Raw genomic sequence first — 16,294 nt, 5'->3', positions numbered from 1 at the left:
GTGAGCGTGGAAGGGGCGGAGCGCGAGACCGCCGAGTCTCCGGCGGAGCGGGTCTCGACCGAGGTCGACGGCGTCGACGTCCTCGGCGCGCTCTCGCCGAGCCGCGCCGCCGACTTCACCCGGTGTGCCCTGCTCTACCGGTTCCGCACGATCGACCGGCTGCCCGAGCCGCCGTCCACCGACGCGATCCGCGGCACCTTGGTGCACCAGGTCCTCGAAGACATCTTCGACCTCCCCGCGAGCGAGCGGACTCCCGAACGCGCGGTGGCGATGGTCGAGCCCGCCTGGCGCGACCTCCTCGAGCAGTACCCCGAGGCCGCCACCATGTTCGCCACCCCCGACACTCCCGACGCCGCCGATTGGCTGCTGAGCTGCCACGACGTCGTACGCACCTGGTTCGAGCTGGAGGACCCCCGACGACTCGAGCCGGCCGAGCGCGAGCTCTACGTCGAGGCTCTCCTCGACTCCAAGCTGCTGCTGCGCGGGTTCGTCGACCGGCTCGACGAGGCTCCAGACGGCTCCCTGCGCATCAGCGACTACAAGACCGGTCGTGCCCCCGCGCCCGGCTTCGAGGCCTCGGCCCTCTTCCAGCTGCGGTTCTACGCCCTCGCGCTGTGGCGCACCCGTGGCGTGGTGCCGAGGATGCTCCAGCTCGTCTACCTCGGCAGCGGCGAGGTCGTCACCTACGAGCCCGACGCCGACGACCTGCGTGCCACCGAGCGCAAGATCGAGGCGATCTGGCGCGCCATCCGCGAGGCCGAGCAGTCCGGTGACTGGCAGCCCCGACGCAGTGCGCTGTGCGCCTGGTGTGCCCATCAGGCGCTGTGCCCGGCCTGGGGCGGCACGCCTCCACCGCTCCCGGAGCGGCCGGTCGCCGATCAGGTCGCGGTTCAGCCCGCAGCGGTGCCCGTCGCCTCGTCGTCCGGATAGAGCACGCAGGCCACCTCCACGCCGCCGGCGGGCCGCAGACCTGGGTCGACGCCGTCCTCGAACCGGACGACGACCTCCGACCCGTCGGACTCCATCGAGCGCACGCCCGTCCAGAGCGGGTCGTCGGGGGCCTCGTTGCGCACCTCCTCCAACAGCCGCAGCGCGGCATCGGGGGCGCCCTTGCCGAGAGTGGCCGTCGTGCTCGGCACGTCGAGGGCGTCCAGGCCGCCGATCAGCTTGGCCTCCTCGGCGAAGTCGGTCCCGCGCCGGGTCCAGTGCTGCTCGAGGATGACGCGCAGGTCGCGCGACTCCCAGCCGCAGACCGAGGTGGCCTCGGGACAGCGGGGATGGAACGAGCAGCCCAGCGGGGGCTCGGCGGCGTCGGGGATCTCTCCGCGCGGCAGGTCGCGCGGCACCATCCGCTCCGGGTCCGGGTCGGGGATCGCCTTCAGCAGCGCCTTGGTGTACGGGTGCCGCGGGTTCTCGAAGATCTCCGCGGTCGGCCCGATCTCGACGATCCGGCCGAGGTACATGATCGCGATCCGGTCGCAGAAGTACTTCGCACTGGCCAGGTCGTGGGTGATGTAGAGGTAGCTCAGCCCGAGGTCGTCCTTGAGGTCGAGCATGAGCTGGAGGATCTTGGCCCGCACGCTCATGTCGAGCATCGAGATCGGTTCGTCGGCGACCAGCACCTCGGGGTCGAGGATGATCGCGCGGGCGATCACCGCCCGCTGCTTCTGACCGCCGGAGAGGTCGGAGGGATACTTCGAGGCGAACCGCTCCACCGGCGAGAGCCCGACGCGTTCGAGGGCCTCGTGCACCCGCCGGCGCAGCTCGGCTCCCTTGGCGATCTTGTGCACGACCAGCGGGTGCCCGACCGCCTCCTCGATGGTCATCGAGGGGTTGAGGGCGGCCGAGGGGTCCTGGAAGACCATCTGGACGTCGGTGCGCAGCTGCCGCAGCTCGGCCCCCTTCATGTGCGAGACCAGGCGCTCGCCGTCGGAGCCGTGGAAGCGGATCTTCCCGCTCGTCGACGGCGCCAGGCCCAGCAACGCCCGGCCGAGGGTGGTCTTCCCGCTGCCGGACTCACCGACCACGCCGAGTACCTCGCCACGACGCAGCTCGACGTTGACGCCGTCCAGCGCCTTGACGGTCCGGGTCGGCAGCCCCAGGAGTCGCGCGAGCGAGCCTCCCTGGAGGCGGAAGTGGACCTCGAGGTCCTCGGTCTCGATGATCGGCTCGCCACGGTCGGCGCGGTCGGCGGGCCGGGCGGCGGACTTGGTCAGGTCGGGCGACTCAGGCTTCGTCGGCAAGAGCGATCTCCTCTCGGGCCAGCGGGCGGCGGTCGGACTCGCTGAGGGTGAGCCCGTGCCGGATGTCGGCGGCCCAGCAGGCCACCCGGTCACCTCCAGGGAGATCGCGCATGCGGGGCTCGGTGGTGGCGCAGATCTGCATCGCGTCGGGGCAGCGCGGGTGGAAGTGACAGCCCGACGGCGGATCGGTGAGGTCGGGCGGTGCGCCGTCGATGAAGTTGAGGCCCTCGGTCGACAGCGAGATCGTGGAGCGGAGCAGCTCGCGGGTGTAGGAGTGCTGCGGGTTGCTGAAGACCTCCTTGGCGGGGCCGATCTCCACGATCTTGCCTGCGTACATCACCGCCACCCGGTCGCACGCCTCGGCGACGATCCCGAGGTTGTGGGTGATGAGCAGCATCGAGGTGTCATAGGCCTTCCGCAGGTCGTGCAGGATGCGGATGATCTGCGCCTCGACCAGGACGTCGAGGGCCGTGGTCGGCTCGTCGGCCACCACGAACGCGGGGCGCAGCACGAGCGCGAGAGCGATCATGATCCGCTGCCGCATGCCGCCGGAGAACTCGTGCGGGTACGCCCGGAACCGGGTGGGCGGGATGCCCATCACGCGCAGTGCCTCGAGGGACCGCTTCTCCACCTCCTCCTTGGAGATCCCGCGCTCGTGGATGCGCAGGGTCTCGGCGAAGTGGTCGCTGATCCGCATCATGGGATTGAGGCGGGTCAGCGGCTCCTGGAAGATCATGCCGAGCTGGCTGCCCCGCATCTGGTACTGCTCCTTGGGGCGCAGGCTGAGCATGTCCTCGCCGCGGAAGCGCAGCTCCCCGTCACGGGCCGCGCCGTCGGGAAGCAGCCCGAGCAGGCCGCGTCCCAGCGTCGACTTGCCGCATCCCGACTCCCCCACCAGCCCCAGGATCTCCCCGGGGCGCAGCTCGAAGGTGACGCCGTCGACGGCTCGCACGGGTCCCTTGTCGGTGCCGTACCACACGCGCAGGTCGACGGCCTCGAGCACCGGACCGGCGGGGGTCCCGGGTGTGGCCTCCTTGTCGAGCAGGGTCATCGTGGCGTCTCCTTCGACCCATCGGCGCCGTCCGGATCGGCCCATGCGCTGGCCGAGGTGCCGGTCTGGGTGTCGGCCATGAAGTCGGCGACCGAGTCGTCACTGCGCGGGGGCAGCACGGCCTGCCGGATCCGGCGCCGCCGCAGGGCCGGATTGAGGGTCTCGTTGAGTCCCTCGCCGACCAGGGTGAGCGCGGTGATGAGCAGCACGATCGCCAGGCCCGGCCAGAACGCCGGCGCGAACCGGCCGGCCGACACGTCGTCGAGGGCACGGCTGAGGTCGTAGCCCCACTCGGCGGCCTCGGTGGGCTGGATGCCGAGACCGAGGAAGCCCAGCGCGGCCAGCGTGCCGAGCGCGTCAGCGGCGTTCAGCGTGCCGATGACGGGCACCGACTGCACGACATTGCCGAACAGGTACTTGCGCATGATCGTGACCGGCTTTGCGCCGATCGCCCGGGCCGCCTCGACATAGGTGGCCTCACGTGCCGAGACCGTGGTGTTGCGCACGACGCGGAAGTACTGCGGGATGTAGATGGCGGTGAGCGAGAGGGCCGCGGCCAGGATGCCCCCGCCGATGGCGTTGCGCAGCAGGAACGAGAACACGATCGCCAGCAGCAGCGAGGGGAAGGAGTACAGCGCGTCCATCAAGAAGACCGCGATCCGGTCGACCCACCCGCCGATGAACCCCGACAGCAGGCCGAGCGGCACACCGATGAGGGCGGAGAGCACCACCGAGAGCAGCACGACCTGCAGCGCGGTCCGCGCGCCCCAGATGACCCGGGAGAAGATGTCGTAGAACTGGTCGTTGGTGCCCAGGATGTGCGCCGAGGACGGACCGCCGAGCTTGGGGAAGCGGACGCCGTCGACGCTGGTCTGGGCGAAGTCGTAGGGCGCGATCCACGGCGCGAAGAGCGCGAAGATCACGAACATGAAGGTGAGCGCGAGCCCGGTGAGGAAGATCCAGCGCGCCAGGCCCTTGGTGTTCCACACCGTGCGGAACAAGCGGGCGATCCAACGGGCGACCGGGCGCCAGAAGCGCCAGTCGTGACTGTGCTCGGCCATCAGTACCTCACTCGGGGGTCGACCAGCGCGTTGATGATGTCGACGACCAGGCTCACCAGGACCACCGCGATCGCGAAGAACGTCACCAGACCCTGGACCGCGATGTAGTCGCGTGCGGTGACGTAGTTGACCAGGGAGTTGCCCAGCCCCGGCCAGTTGAAGGTCCGCTCGGTGAGGATCGCCCCGGACAGGGTGAGCGCGAACTGGAGCCCGATGACGGTGATCACCGGCACCAGGGCGTTGCGGAAGGCGTGCTTGCTCACCACGCGCCGCTCGGGGATCCCTCGGGCGCGCGCCGCCTCGACGTAGTCGCCCTTCATGGTCTGGATCACGTTGACCCGCACCAGTCGGATGATCACGCCGGAGAGGAGCAGGCCGAGGGTGAAACAGGGCAGCACGTGGTGCTGGAGGATGTCCTTGACCGAGATCCAGTCGCTCACCAGGATCGCGTCGAGCAGGATGATCCCGGTCTTCTCCGGCACGTAGTACTTGGTCTCGGGTGTCGCGATGTCGTCGATGGGCCAGTCCGGCGCCAGCTTGACCACCAGCAGCACCAGCATCAGGCCGACCCAGAAGATCGGCGCGGCGTAGGTGATGACTCCGAAGATCCGGATGGCGGCGTCGGTGGGCGTGTCGCGGCGTCGTCCGGCGAGCCGTCCGAGCGGGATGCCGATCAGCAGGGCGAACAAGAACGCGCCGACGGTGAGGGTCAGCGTGGCCCCGCCCTGGTGCTTGATGAGGTCGAGCACCGGCTGGCCGTCGCTGATGGTCCTTCCGAAGTCGAAGCGCACGACGTCGCCGAGGTAGTCGAAGTACTGCACGATCAGCGGACGGTCGAGCCCGAGCGCGTGCCGGCGGGCGTCGAGTGCGTCGGGGGCGAGCTTGTCTCCGACGGCGGCGCTCACCGGGTCACCGGGCGCGACGCGCAGGAGCAGGAAGACCATGGTGAGCAGGACCCACATCATCGGGATCACCAGGAGCAGTCGGATCGCGATATAGCGAGGCAGGGATCCGGACGCGGCGCTCATGTGCCTCCTCGGGGCGAGGGTGGATCAGTCGGGTGGGCCGACGGGGACGCAGGCGTCGCGCCTGCGTCCCCGTCGCGGTCGAGCGGGTCGATCACTCGGACTTGCTGATCCCCCAGAAGCGGAAGATGTAGGTCGGGTCGAGGGTCTCCTCGACGCCGGACATCTTCGAGGTCGCCACCGCGACGTTCTGGCCGTTCCACGACGGGATCAGCGGCACGTCCTCGGCGGTGATGTCCTGCAGCTGGCCGATCTCCTCGTCGCGGGCCGCCTCGTCGGTCTGGCCGAGCTCCTGGTCGAGAAGCTTGTTGACCTCGGGGCTGCTGTAGCCGTTGGCGAAGAAGCCACCGTCACGCAGGAACGGCGTGAGGTAGTTGTCGGCGTCCAGGATGTCGGGGTACCAGCCGAGGATGAACAGGTCGTAGGCGCCCTCCTTGTAGAGCGTCTGGTACTCCTCCCACTCCGCGTCGGCGATCTCGACCTCGAACAGGCCGCTGTCCTTGAGCTGAGCGGCGAACTCGTTGGCCTCGTCGACGGCGTTGGGGCCGTAGTGGGTCGGGGTGTAGCCGAGGGTGATCTTCACCGGGGTGGCGACGCCGGCGTCCTGGAGGATCTTCTTGGCGGCAGCGACGTCGGGGCCCTCGCCGTACTTATCGGCGAAGGAGTCCTTCTGGCCGGCGAAGCCCGGCGGCACGATCGAGAGTGCCGGGGTGACCGTGTCGTCGTAGGCGTTCTTCGCGATCGCCGCACGGTCGATCAGCTGGGCAGCCGCCTGGCGGACCGCGACGTCCTTGCCGGGGCCGCCCTTGCCGAGCTGCCAGACCCAGTAGCGGAACTCCGAGCCGTCACCGCGCAGGACGTCGACCTTGCCCTCGCCCTCGAGGGAGTTCAGGTCGGTGGGGCTCAGGGTGCGCCACGCGATGTCGATCTGCTCGGCACCGATGGCGTTCCGCAGCGGGGCGGGGTCGTTGTAGTACTTGACGAAGATCGTCTTGGTCTTCGGGGCCTTGTCGCCGGAGTACCCGTCGTTGGCGACCAGCACCGCCGACTCGCCGTCCTTGTACTCGTCGAGGACATAGGGACCCGAGCCGATGATCTTGTCGTCCTCGAGCAGCTTGTCGGCCGGGAACGTGTCCTCGTCGACGATCGAGGTGGTGGCCGTCGAGAGCAGCTTGAGGAAGGTGGTGTCGGGCTGGTTGAGGTGGAATACCACCGTCTGGTCGTCGGGCGTCTCGATGGCGCCGTCGGCCAGCTTCTGGTTCTCGGGGTCACCGTTGCTGATGTTTCCCAGGAGCACCGAGGAGCCGTTCGGGTCGGCGATCTCCAGGTTGCGCTGCATCGAGAACAGCACGTCCGAGGAGGTCAGGTCGTTGCCGTTGGAGAACTTCAGGCCCTCGGTGAGGGTGCAGGTGATGGTCTTGGCGTCGTCATAGGCGCAGTCCGCGGCGTCCGGGACCGGCTCCTCGGCGCCCGCCGGGATCGTCATCAGCTGCTGGAAGATGTTGTACTGCATGTTCCAGGAGCCGAAGTCGTAGGAGCCGGCGGGATCCATCGCGGTGACCGACTCGGTCGTGCCGAGGGTGAACGACCCCGAGGCCGCGGCGCCGTCGGTGCCGCCGCCCCCGCCGCTGCCACCACCGTCGTCGTCGCGCTTGCTCTCGCCACAGGCGGCGAGTCCGATCATCAGGACACCGGCGCCGGCCAGGGTCAGAACCTTGCGTGGGCGATTCACGTGCGTCTACCTCCAAGTCATCCGAGCAGAACCCCGGCAACGTACTCCCCCATGTCGCCCACGTCACGCCCGAACGCGCCCGGTCAGGTCCCGATATGACAACGATTCCTCCGGCTCCGGTCCGGTCAGGCCGAAGCATCTGAGGCCAACCCGCTCCCCGACACCCCAGCACCCGGGTTGTCCACAGGTGGTCGGTCGCCAGTCTCGCTGACCCGTCAGCTATAGCTGACGGGTCAGCGTGAACAGGACGGTGACCCGTCCGCTATGGCTGACGGGTCGGCTCAGACGGGGAGGAGATAGTCGCTGAGGCGGGAGGCGTCGACGTCGGTGAGAGAGTCGGCGAAGACCCTCCGGTCCCCCGGCGGGACCGGCACGTGGTGCGGGACGACGAGCACGCTGCAGCCGGCGGCGGCAGCGGAGGTGGCACCCGGGGTGGAGTCCTCGATCGCGAGGCAGTCGCGCGGATCGACGCCGAGCAGGCGCGCCGCGGTGAGGTACGGCTCGGGGTCCGGCTTGCCGCGGGTGACCTGGTCACCGGTGACGACGACCTGGAACGACCCGGGCGCGAGGTGGGCCAGGATCGGTGCGGCGAACCGCTCGTACGACATCGTCACCAGCGCGCACGGGATCCCGGCGGCCCGGATCGCGGCCAGCAGCTCGCGCGCGCCCGGGCGCCACGGCACGTTCTCGTCGAGGCGGGCCACGACGCCGTCGAGGAGCAGCTCGACGATCTCGGCCGGGGGCAGGTCCAGCGGCATGTGCTCGCGGATGTACTCCCCCGAGGACAACAGGTCGCGGCCGACCAGGTCGAGCGCCTGCTCGTCGCTCCACCGGCCGCCGAAGCGCTCGGCCAGGGCGAACTCGGTCTCGATCCAGTACGGCTCGGTGTCGACGAGAGTGCCGTCCATGTCCCAGAGCACGGCCGCAGGTCTCACCACTCCGGCATCGTCCCATGGTCCCCGGTCGAGACTCGCATCCTGGCCTGATAGGCGATAGTCCCGGCCGTTTGAGCCCCTCGATCGATCGAATCAGGGCGCAAACGGCCGGGACTATTCCCGGCGCCGGCGGCTCAGTCGAGCTTGGCGGTGGTGCGGTTAACGACCTGGCGCAGCAGCGCGAGGTTGGTCTGCCCGCGGTCGGCGGCGACGTAGACGAACACCGAGCCGCCACCGATCAGCTTGATGAGGTGCAGCTGGTCGCCGAGGGTGAGGAGCATGTCCTCCAGGTGGGTCTGGATGCCGAGGACCTTGATGGTGTTGAGCTTGGCCTTGACCATCTCGGAGTTGTAGGCGCTGGCGACCTCGAGGTCGAAGTCGGGCCGGGTGGTCCGCGAGGCCAGCGGCATGCCGGAGTCGAGGTCGACGATGGAGGCGCCGATGAAGCCCGAGACGCCGGACGCGATCTCGTCGAGCGCGGCGGAGTAGGCGTCGGTGTTGTTCATGTCGAGTCCTTCTGGTGAGTGGTCCCGGTCCGCAGACCGGGACCGGGTTTCCAACGGTGAATCCAACAGGGTTTCCAGTGGGGTTTCCAACGTGGGGCGCTCGTCCTCCAGGCCGAGCAGGCGGGCGAGCCAGCCCATCAGCCGCGGAAGGCGCGGCCGGAGGGACGGCTCACGGATCGGCCGCCAGGAGTGCGTGCAACTCTCGCGCCGAGGCCTTGGCCGCGACGAGCATGACTCCCAACGTCTCGTCCTCCGCGGTCACCCAGAGCAGCAGGTTCCCCACGATGAGGCCCGAGACGGAGACGATGACGGTCTGGCTCGCACCCTGGTGCAGGCTGACGACGTCGAGGATGCCGTTCTGGGCTCCAGGAGCCTGGGCGACGTGCGAGGCGGCGCCGGAGACCGAGTAGAGCGAGCTCGCCAGGGCCGAGAGGCGCGCGACCTGGTGCTCGTCGAGTCCGATCGAGCACAGGTTGAAGCCGTCGGAGGTGCACACCATGGCCGAGGTGAGGCCGTTCAGCTGGGAGCTCAGCTCCTCGAGCTGCGGCAGGACCGCCTGCCCGATCTGGGCCGACCACAGGTCCCAGTAGTCGGCGATGTCGGGGTCCATCTCGTTGACGGCGGCGGCCTGGCTCTGCAGGACGTCGCCGTGCTCGTCCAGCCCGGGCGGCCGGGTCGGGTCGACGTCGTCGGGTACGGCCTGCAAGTTGCTCATGTCTGCTGCGGACTCCCCCGGTGCGGTGCTCATGAGGCGGTCACCGGGATCGACCGGCCACCGCGGGTGGAGGCGATCAGCACTGCCTCGACGTCCGCGCGGACCCGCGGATCGGCCGCCAGCACCGGGACCTTGTCGCCGCCGTAGGTGCGGACCGCAGCCTCGAACGGCTCCAGCGAGGCGCCGGGCTCGAGGCGGGTCACCGCCACCGCCAGCTTGCGGGCCGGCACTCCCTCTTCGAGGATGAACTGGGTCCAGAGCTCGGCGTCGAGGACGGCCTCGGCATGGTGGCCGAACAGCCACAGCACCACGGCGGTGCTCCGCGGCATCACCGACCGGCGCACCTCGTCGAAACGGGCCTGCCCCGGCGTGCCGACCACCGCGAGGCGGACGCCGCTGGGCGACTTCCACTCGCCGTACTCGAGGCCGACCGTGCTGCTCGGCTTGGTGTGCTTGCCGGTCTTCAGCACCGCAGCGGTGCTGCGGGCCTCGGTCTCGACGACGTCGGCGTCCGAGACGGCGCGCACGGCGGTGGTCTTGCCCACCCCGAACGGACCGACGAAGGAGATCTGACCCCGGTGGGTCACTCCGATTACGGCACGCACTGCTGATCATCCCCCTATCGCCGTCGCTCCCCCCGGGGACGGTCGGCGCTGAGCATCCCCTACAACCGGCTGCTGGCACAAGTCACACGTTCGAACCCGGCGCCGCCTAGTCCTCCGGCTCGTAGCCGAGGTTCGGGGAGAGCCAGCGCTCGGCCTCGGCGAGGGTCCAGCCCTTGCGGGCGGCGTAGTCCTCGACCTGGTCGCGGCCGAGCCGGCCGACCACGAAGTACTGCGAGTCGGGGTGGCTGAAGTACCAGCCCGACACCGATGCGCCCGGCCACATCGCCATCGACTCGGTGAGCTCGATGCCGGTGGCCGCCTCGACGTCGAGAAGCTCCCACAGCGTGCGCTTCTCGGTGTGGTCGGGGCAGGCCGGGTAGCCGGGTGCGGGACGGATTCCCTCGTAGCGCTCGGCGATCAGGTCGTCGTTCGTGAGGTGCTCGTCGGGAACATGCCCCCAGAACTCCGTACGGACCCGTTCGTGGAGACGCTCGGCGAAGGCCTCGGCGAGCCGGTCCGCCAACGACTCGAGCAGGATCGCGCTGTAGTCGTCGAGATCCTCCTTGAAAGCGGCGATGCGCTCGGGCAGTCCGATCCCGGCGGTGACGGCGAAGGCGCCGATGTGGTCGGCCAGCCCGGCATCGCTCGGGGCGACGAAGTCGGCCAGCGACTTGTGCGGGACGCCCTCACGGTGCTCGCCCTGCTGGCGCAGGTGGTGGAGTACCGCGCGCACCTCGCCGCGCCCGTCGTCGGTGTAGACCAGCGTGTCGTCGGGATGCTCGGGGTCGCCCGCGGCCGGCAGGAAGCCGTAGACGGCGCGGGCGGTGAGCCACTTCTCCTCGATGACCCGGTCGAGCATCTCCTGGGCGTCGTCGTAGAGCTTGCGCGCCGCCTCGCCCGCGGTGGGGCTGTGCAGGATGTCGGGGAACTTCCCCTTCATCTCCCAGGCGTTGAAGAACGGCTGCCAGTCGATGTAGTCGCGCAGCTCGGCGAGGTCGTAGCCGTCGAGCACGTGGATGCCGGGCTGCTTGGGCGCCGGCGGGGTGTACGACGTCCAGTCGACGGCGATGGCGTCGGACAGCGCGGCGTCGTAGGAGACCAGCTTGCGGTCGCCCTTGGCCGCGTGCCGGGTTCGCAACGCGTCGTAGTCGGTCTTGACGTCGGCCATCAGGGCCGCCCGGCGCTCGTCGTGCAGCAGTGCGGCGGCCGTGGGCACCGAGCGCGAGGCGTCCTTGACCCAGACGACCGGGCCGTCGTAGCGCTGGTCGACCTTCACTGCGGTGTGCGCTCTCGACGTCGTCGCGCCGCCGACCAGCAACGGGATCGTGAAGCCCTGGCGCTGCATCTCCGAGGCCACGTGCACCATCTCGTCGAGCGAGGGGGTGATGAGCCCGGACAGGCCGATGATGTCGGCGCCGACCTCGGCGGCGGTGTCGAGGATCTTCTGCGGCGGCACCATGACACCGAGGTCGATCACCTCGTAGTTGTTGCACTGGAGCACGACGCCGACGATGTTCTTGCCGATGTCGTGCACGTCGCCCTTGACCGTGGCCATCACGATGGTGCCGTTGGTGTCCTTGGCGGCGGCGAGCTCGGGGTTGTCGCGCTTCTCCTGCTCGATGAACGGGATCAGGTAGGCGACCGCGCGCTTCATGACGCGCGCCGACTTCACCACCTGCGGCAGGAACATCTTCCCTGCGCCGAAGAGGTCGCCGACGACGTTCATGCCGTCCATCAGCGGACCCTCGATCACCTCGATCGGGCGGCCTCCCCGCTCGGCGATCTCGGCGCGCAGCTCCTCGGTGTCGGCCTCGACGTGGGCGTCGATCCCCTTCACCAGGGCGTGGGTGATCCGCTCGGCGACCGGCAGCTCGCGCCACTCCTCGGTGGCGTCCTCGGCGGCGTCACTGACCCGGTTGTGGGCCTCGGCGATCTCGAGCAGCCGCTCGGCGGCGTCGGGGCGTCGGTTCAGGACGACGTCCTCGATCCGCTCGCGCAGCTCGGGCTCGACCTGGTCGTAGACGACGAGGGCCCCGGCGTTGACGATGCCCATGTCGAGACCGGCCTCGATCGCGTGGAACAGGAAGACGGCGTGGATCGCCTCGCGCACCGGGTTGTTGCCGCGGAAGGAGAAGCTGACGTTCGAGATGCCGCCGGAGACCTTGGCGCCGGGGAGGTTCTGCTTGATCCAGCGGGTGGCCTCGATGAAGTCGCGCCCGTAGGAGGCGTGCTCCTCGATGCCGGTGGCCACCGCGAACACGTTGGGGTCGAAGATGATGTCCTCGGGCGGGAAGCCCACCTCGTCGACCAGGATCCGGTAGGCCCGCTCGCAGATCGCGATCCGCCGCTCGAGGGAGTCGGCCTGGCCGTCCTCGTCGAAGGCCATGACGACCGCGGCGGCGCCGTACTTGCGCACCAGGCGGGCGTGCTCGCGGAAGGTGTCCTCGCCCTCCTTCATCGAGATGGAGTTGACGATGGCCTTGCCCTGCACGTTCTTCAGGCCGGCCTCGATCACCTCCCACTTGGAGGAGTCGACCATCACCGGGACCCGGCTGATGTCGGGCTCGCTGGCGATGAGCCGGGTGAACCGGTCCATCGCGGCGACGCCGTCGATCATCCCCTCGTCCATGTTGACGTCGATGACCTGCGCCCCGTTGTCGACCTGCTGGGCCGCCACCGAGAGCGCGGTGTCGTAGTCGCCGTCCTTGATCAGCTTGCGGAAGCGGGCCGACCCGGTGATGTTGGTGCGCTCGCCGACGTTCACGAACAGGCTGTCGTCGTCGAGGGTGAACGGCTCGAGGCCCGACAGGCGCATGGCCGGCTCGACGACGCTGCGCTCGCGGGGGGCGTGCCCCGACACGGCGTCCGCGATCGCGGCGATGTGGTCCGGCGTGGTGCCGCAGCAGCCGCCGGCCAGGTTCAAGAAGCCGGCCTCGGCGAACTCGCCGAGCATCGCGGCGGTCTCCTCGGGCGACTCGTCGTACTCGCCGAAGGCGTTGGGGAGGCCGGCGTTGGGATAGCACGAGACGAAGGTGTCGGCGACCCGGCTCATCTCGGCGATGTAGGGCCGCATCTCCTTGGCGCCCAGCGCGCAGTTGAGCCCGACCGCGATCGGCCGCGCGTGACGGATGGAGTCCCAGAACGCCTCGGTGACCTGGCCCGACAGGGTGCGACCGGAGGCGTCGGTGATGGTGCCGGAGACGATCACCGGCCATCGGCGCCCGTGCTCCTCGAAGAGGGTCTCGATCGCGAAGATCGCGGCCTTGGCGTTGAGGGTGTCGAAGATGGTCTCGACCACGAGCAGGTCGGCGCCGCCGTCGACCAGACCGCGGGCGGCCTCGAGGTAGGCGGCGACGAGGTCGTCCCAAGTGACGTTGCGGGCGGCCGGGTCGTTGACGTCGGGGCTGATCGACGCGGTGCGGGTCGTGGGGCCCAGGGCACCGCCGACGTAGCGGGTGGTGCCGGTGCGCTCGGCAACCTCGTCGGCGACCCGGCGAGCCAGCCGCGCGGCCTCGAGATTGAGCTCGTAGGCGAGATCCTGCATGCCGTAGTCACCCAGCGAGATCCGGTTGGCGTTGAACGTGTTGGTCTCGATGACGTCGGCGCCGGCGTCGAGATACTCGCGGTGGATGCCGGCGATGATGTCGGGCTGGGTGAGGGTGAGCAGGTCGTTGTTGCCCTGCAGGTCGCTGGGCCAGTCGGCGAAGCGCTCGCCGCGGTAGCCGGCCTCCGAGGGCCGGTCGCGCTGGATGGCGGTGCCCATGGCGCCGTCGAGCACCACGATCCGTTCGCGCAGCAGCGCGGTCAGCTCTGCAGTGGAATCGGGGCGCAGATCGGGCAAGGCTCTTCCAACTCTCCTGTGGTGGGTCCGGCTGTGCGGTGGACCTACGAGCATGGGCCGCGTGTCCGCGTCATGGACCCGGTTCTCAAATGCTGGCACCTCGGCGCGACGGGGCGAAATCGTCGCCGTCCCCGTCGCCGAGACGCTCCCCTAGGGGCCTTATAGGCTTTCGGGGTGATCGAGATCGACAAGACATCGGACCTGGTGGCCCCGGTGGTGATCGCGGCGTTCGAGGGTTGGAACGACGCCGCGGACTCCGCGACGGCCGTCGTCGACCACCTCCTGGAGGTGTGGGGCGCCCGGACCGTGGGCGCGATCGATCCCGAGGACTTCTACGACTTCCAGGTCAACCGGCCCATGGTCGGCACCGACGAGCACGGTCACCGCCGGATCTCGTGGCCGACCACCCGGATCGCGGTCGCCTCGCCTCCCGACCTGGGCCGCGACGTCATCTTGATCCGCGGCATCGAGCCGAGCATGCGCTGGCGTCAGTTCTGCCACGAGCTGCTGGCCGCCTGCGGCGAGCTGGGCGCCGAGCTCGTCGTCACCCTCGGCGCACTGCTCGCCGACACACCCCACACCCGGCCGATCCCGGTGAGCGGCAACGCCACCGAGCCCGACCTCGTCGACCGACTCAAGCTGGAGCCCTCGACCTACGAGGGCCCGACCGGCATCGTCGGGGTCGTCCAGGACACCTGCGTGCTCCACGACGTCCCGGCCGTGTCGTACTGGGCGGCGGTCCCCCACTACGTGGCCCAGCCACCGTGCCCCAAGGCGACCCTGGCGCTGATCGGCCGGATCGAGGAGCTGCTCCAGACCTCGATCCCCCTGCACGACCTGCCCGAGGACGCCCGGGCCTGGGAGCGCGGCGTCGACGAGTTGGCCCAGGAGGACGACGACATCGCCGAGTACGTCCGCGCCCTGGAGGAGACCCGCGACACCGCCGACCTCCCCGAGGCCTCCGGCGAGGCGATCGCCGAGGAGTTCGAGCGCTACCTCAAGCGCCGCGGCGACGACCACCCCGGCCACCCGGGTCCCAACGGGCCGACCGGCGTCTGATTGTCAGACAATCTTCGGGTGGTTCGGGGATAGTTTGAGGCGTTATCAACCTTTTCGCGCCCGCTGAGGTTGATAACGCCTCAAACTATCCCGGCGATGGCAGCCAGCCCGCTCTCGCGTCCCGGAGCCGGTGGAGACTCAGAGGGCCACGCCGAGGGCGGAGTCGACGACGGCGATGATCGAGACGGCGGCGTCGGGGTCGGAGGTGTCGGCGAGGCCGTCGGTGCCGAGCGTGGCGGCCACCCAGGCATCGACGGCGGCCAGGGCGCGCGGGGCGTCGAGATCGTCGGCCAGGGCGGCGAGGACCTCGGTGACCACCGGCTCGGCCGGCGCGCCGGCGCCGAGCGCCACGGCCTTGCGCCACTGGGCGAGGCTGTCGACGGCGTCGAAGAGCTGGTCGTCGGTCCACTCCCAGTCGCTGCGCACGTGGTGGCGAAGCAGCGCCAGCCGGATCGCCATCGGGTCGATGTCGCTGTTGCGCAGGGCCGAGACGAACACCAGGTTGCCGCGCGACTTCGACATCTTCTCGCCGTCGTAGCCGACCATCCCGGAGTGGCTGTACACCTTGGCGAACGGAGTGCCCGGGGTGAGCGCCTGCGCGTGCCCGGCCCCCATCTCGTGGTGCGGGAAGATCAGGTCGCTGCCGCCTGCCTGCACGTCGAACGCCGCCCCGAGGTAGCGGCGCGCGATGGCCGCGCACTCGATGTGCCAGCCCGGGCGCCCCGGCCCGAAGGGGCTCGGCCACGACGGCTCACCCTCGCGCTCCCCGCGCCAGACGACCGGGTCCAGCGGGTCGCGCTTGCCGGGAGTGTCCGGATCGCCGCCGCGCTCGCCGAACAGCTCGAGCATGGTGTCGCGGTCATAGCCCGACTCCTTGCCGAACGCCGGGTCGGCGGTCACGTCGTAGTAGACGTCCTCACCCACCCGGTAGACCGCGCCGACCGCCTCGAGATCCTGGATCATCTCGACCACCAGCGGGATCGACTCGACCGCGCCGATGTAGTCGGCCGGAGGGAGGACCCTCAGGGCGTGCATGTCCTGGCGGAAGAGCTCGGTCTCCCGCTCGGCGAGTTCGACCCAGTCGATCTTCACCTTCGCGGCGCGCTCGAGCAGCGGGTCGTCGACGTCGGTGACGTTCTGGACGTAGGTCACCTCGTGCCCCGCGTTGCGCCAGGCCCGGTTCAGCAGGTCGTAGCCGACGTAGGTCGCCGCGTGTCCCAGGTGCGTGGCGTCGTAGGGCGTGATGCCACAGACGTAGAGGCGTGCCGGCTGCCCCTCATCCGGCTCGACCACGATCCGCTCCCCGGTGGCGGTGTCGTGCAGCCGCACCGGTGGCGCGACGATTGCGAGGCCGGGAACCTGCGGAGCGGACCAGGAAAGCATGCTCGAACTGTAGTGACCGTCGTGAGCGTCGTGCCGCGCCGGTCCTCGGGGTTCGGGTGCGGGGGGTGCCGGGGGCGGGATTTCCCCGGTCGACCGGGGATCTATGAACTGGGAGGCCGATATATCGCCCGTCAAGTT

13 protein-coding genes are annotated in these 16,294 nt (G+C 69.8%); 2 read left to right on the top strand and 11 right to left on the bottom strand.

Annotation, left to right across the window (positions count from 1 at the left end):
• Positions 1 to 930: a RecB family exonuclease gene (locus tag WMR31_RS08985; protein WP_340538458.1), complete on the top strand. Its 930-nt coding sequence runs from the start codon at positions 1 to 3 to the stop codon at positions 928 to 930.
• Here WMR31_RS08985 and WMR31_RS08980 read toward each other — a convergent pair.
• From WMR31_RS08980 to metH, 10 genes are all read right to left on the bottom strand, one after another.
• On the bottom strand, positions 891 to 2,243 hold the full coding sequence (locus WMR31_RS08980; protein ID WP_340538457.1) for an ABC transporter ATP-binding protein: 1,353 nt from the start codon (positions 2,241 to 2,243) through the stop codon (positions 891 to 893). The genes WMR31_RS08985 and WMR31_RS08980 overlap by 40 nt on opposite strands.
• Positions 2,227 to 3,294 carry an ABC transporter ATP-binding protein gene (locus WMR31_RS08975; protein ID WP_340538456.1) on the bottom strand — a complete coding sequence of 356 codons (1,068 nt, stop codon included), beginning with the start codon at positions 3,292 to 3,294 and terminating at the stop codon, positions 2,227 to 2,229. Before WMR31_RS08975 ends, WMR31_RS08980 begins: the two co-directional genes overlap by 17 nt.
• The gene (locus tag WMR31_RS08970) at positions 3,291 to 4,355 is read right to left on the bottom strand and encodes an ABC transporter permease (RefSeq protein WP_340538455.1); all 1,065 of its coding nucleotides are present in this window, start codon (positions 4,353 to 4,355) and stop codon (positions 3,291 to 3,293) included. Before WMR31_RS08970 ends, WMR31_RS08975 begins: the two co-directional genes overlap by 4 nt.
• Positions 4,355 to 5,383: an ABC transporter permease gene (locus tag WMR31_RS08965; RefSeq protein ID WP_340538454.1), complete on the bottom strand. Its 1,029-nt coding sequence runs from the start codon at positions 5,381 to 5,383 to the stop codon at positions 4,355 to 4,357. Before WMR31_RS08965 ends, WMR31_RS08970 begins: the two co-directional genes overlap by 1 nt.
• Before the next feature lie 91 nt (positions 5,384 to 5,474).
• Positions 5,475 to 7,112 carry an ABC transporter substrate-binding protein gene (locus WMR31_RS08960; RefSeq protein WP_340538453.1) on the bottom strand — a complete coding sequence of 546 codons (1,638 nt, stop codon included), beginning with the start codon at positions 7,110 to 7,112 and terminating at the stop codon, positions 5,475 to 5,477.
• A 281-nt stretch (positions 7,113 to 7,393) separates the two neighbouring features.
• Entirely contained in the window at positions 7,394 to 8,050 is a 657-nt protein-coding gene (locus tag WMR31_RS08955) for an HAD family hydrolase (protein ID WP_340538452.1), read from the bottom strand.
• A 131-nt stretch (positions 8,051 to 8,181) separates the two neighbouring features.
• Positions 8,182 to 8,553 (bottom strand): roadblock/LC7 domain-containing protein, encoded by a 372-nt coding sequence (locus tag WMR31_RS08950; protein ID WP_340538451.1) that lies wholly within the window; start codon positions 8,551 to 8,553, stop codon positions 8,182 to 8,184.
• 169 nt (positions 8,554 to 8,722) lie between these two features.
• Positions 8,723 to 9,268 (bottom strand): roadblock/LC7 domain-containing protein, encoded by a 546-nt coding sequence (locus WMR31_RS08945; RefSeq protein WP_340538450.1) that lies wholly within the window; start codon positions 9,266 to 9,268, stop codon positions 8,723 to 8,725.
• Positions 9,269 to 9,297: 29 nt separating this feature from the next.
• A complete protein-coding gene (locus tag WMR31_RS08940; protein WP_340538449.1) occupies positions 9,298 to 9,855 on the bottom strand; it encodes a GTP-binding protein in 558 nt (185 codons plus the stop codon).
• Between the two features lie 124 nt (positions 9,856 to 9,979).
• On the bottom strand, positions 9,980 to 13,636 hold the full coding sequence (gene metH / locus WMR31_RS08935; RefSeq protein WP_445321622.1) for a methionine synthase: 3,657 nt from the start codon (positions 13,634 to 13,636) through the stop codon (positions 9,980 to 9,982).
• Positions 13,637 to 13,888: 252 nt separating this feature from the next.
• Here metH and WMR31_RS08930 point away from each other — a divergent pair, with 252 nt between their 5' ends.
• The gene (locus WMR31_RS08930; protein WP_340538447.1) at positions 13,889 to 14,773 is read left to right on the top strand and encodes a PAC2 family protein; all 885 of its coding nucleotides are present in this window, start codon (positions 13,889 to 13,891) and stop codon (positions 14,771 to 14,773) included.
• 138 nt (positions 14,774 to 14,911) lie between these two features.
• On the opposite strand, the gene mshC is transcribed toward WMR31_RS08930, so the two are convergent.
• Positions 14,912 to 16,156 carry a cysteine--1-D-myo-inosityl 2-amino-2-deoxy-alpha-D-glucopyranoside ligase gene (gene mshC / locus WMR31_RS08925; RefSeq protein WP_340538446.1) on the bottom strand — a complete coding sequence of 415 codons (1,245 nt, stop codon included), beginning with the start codon at positions 16,154 to 16,156 and terminating at the stop codon, positions 14,912 to 14,914.
• Positions 16,157 to 16,294 lie beyond the last annotated feature (138 nt).

Origin of the sequence: Nocardioides epinepheli, from assembly GCF_037936805.1 — a bacterium.
In the GTDB taxonomy this organism is placed as follows: domain Bacteria; phylum Actinomycetota; class Actinomycetes; order Propionibacteriales; family Nocardioidaceae; genus Nocardioides.
Note: the sequence above shows the minus strand (reverse complement) of the source record. Positions and strands in the feature narration are given on the sequence as shown.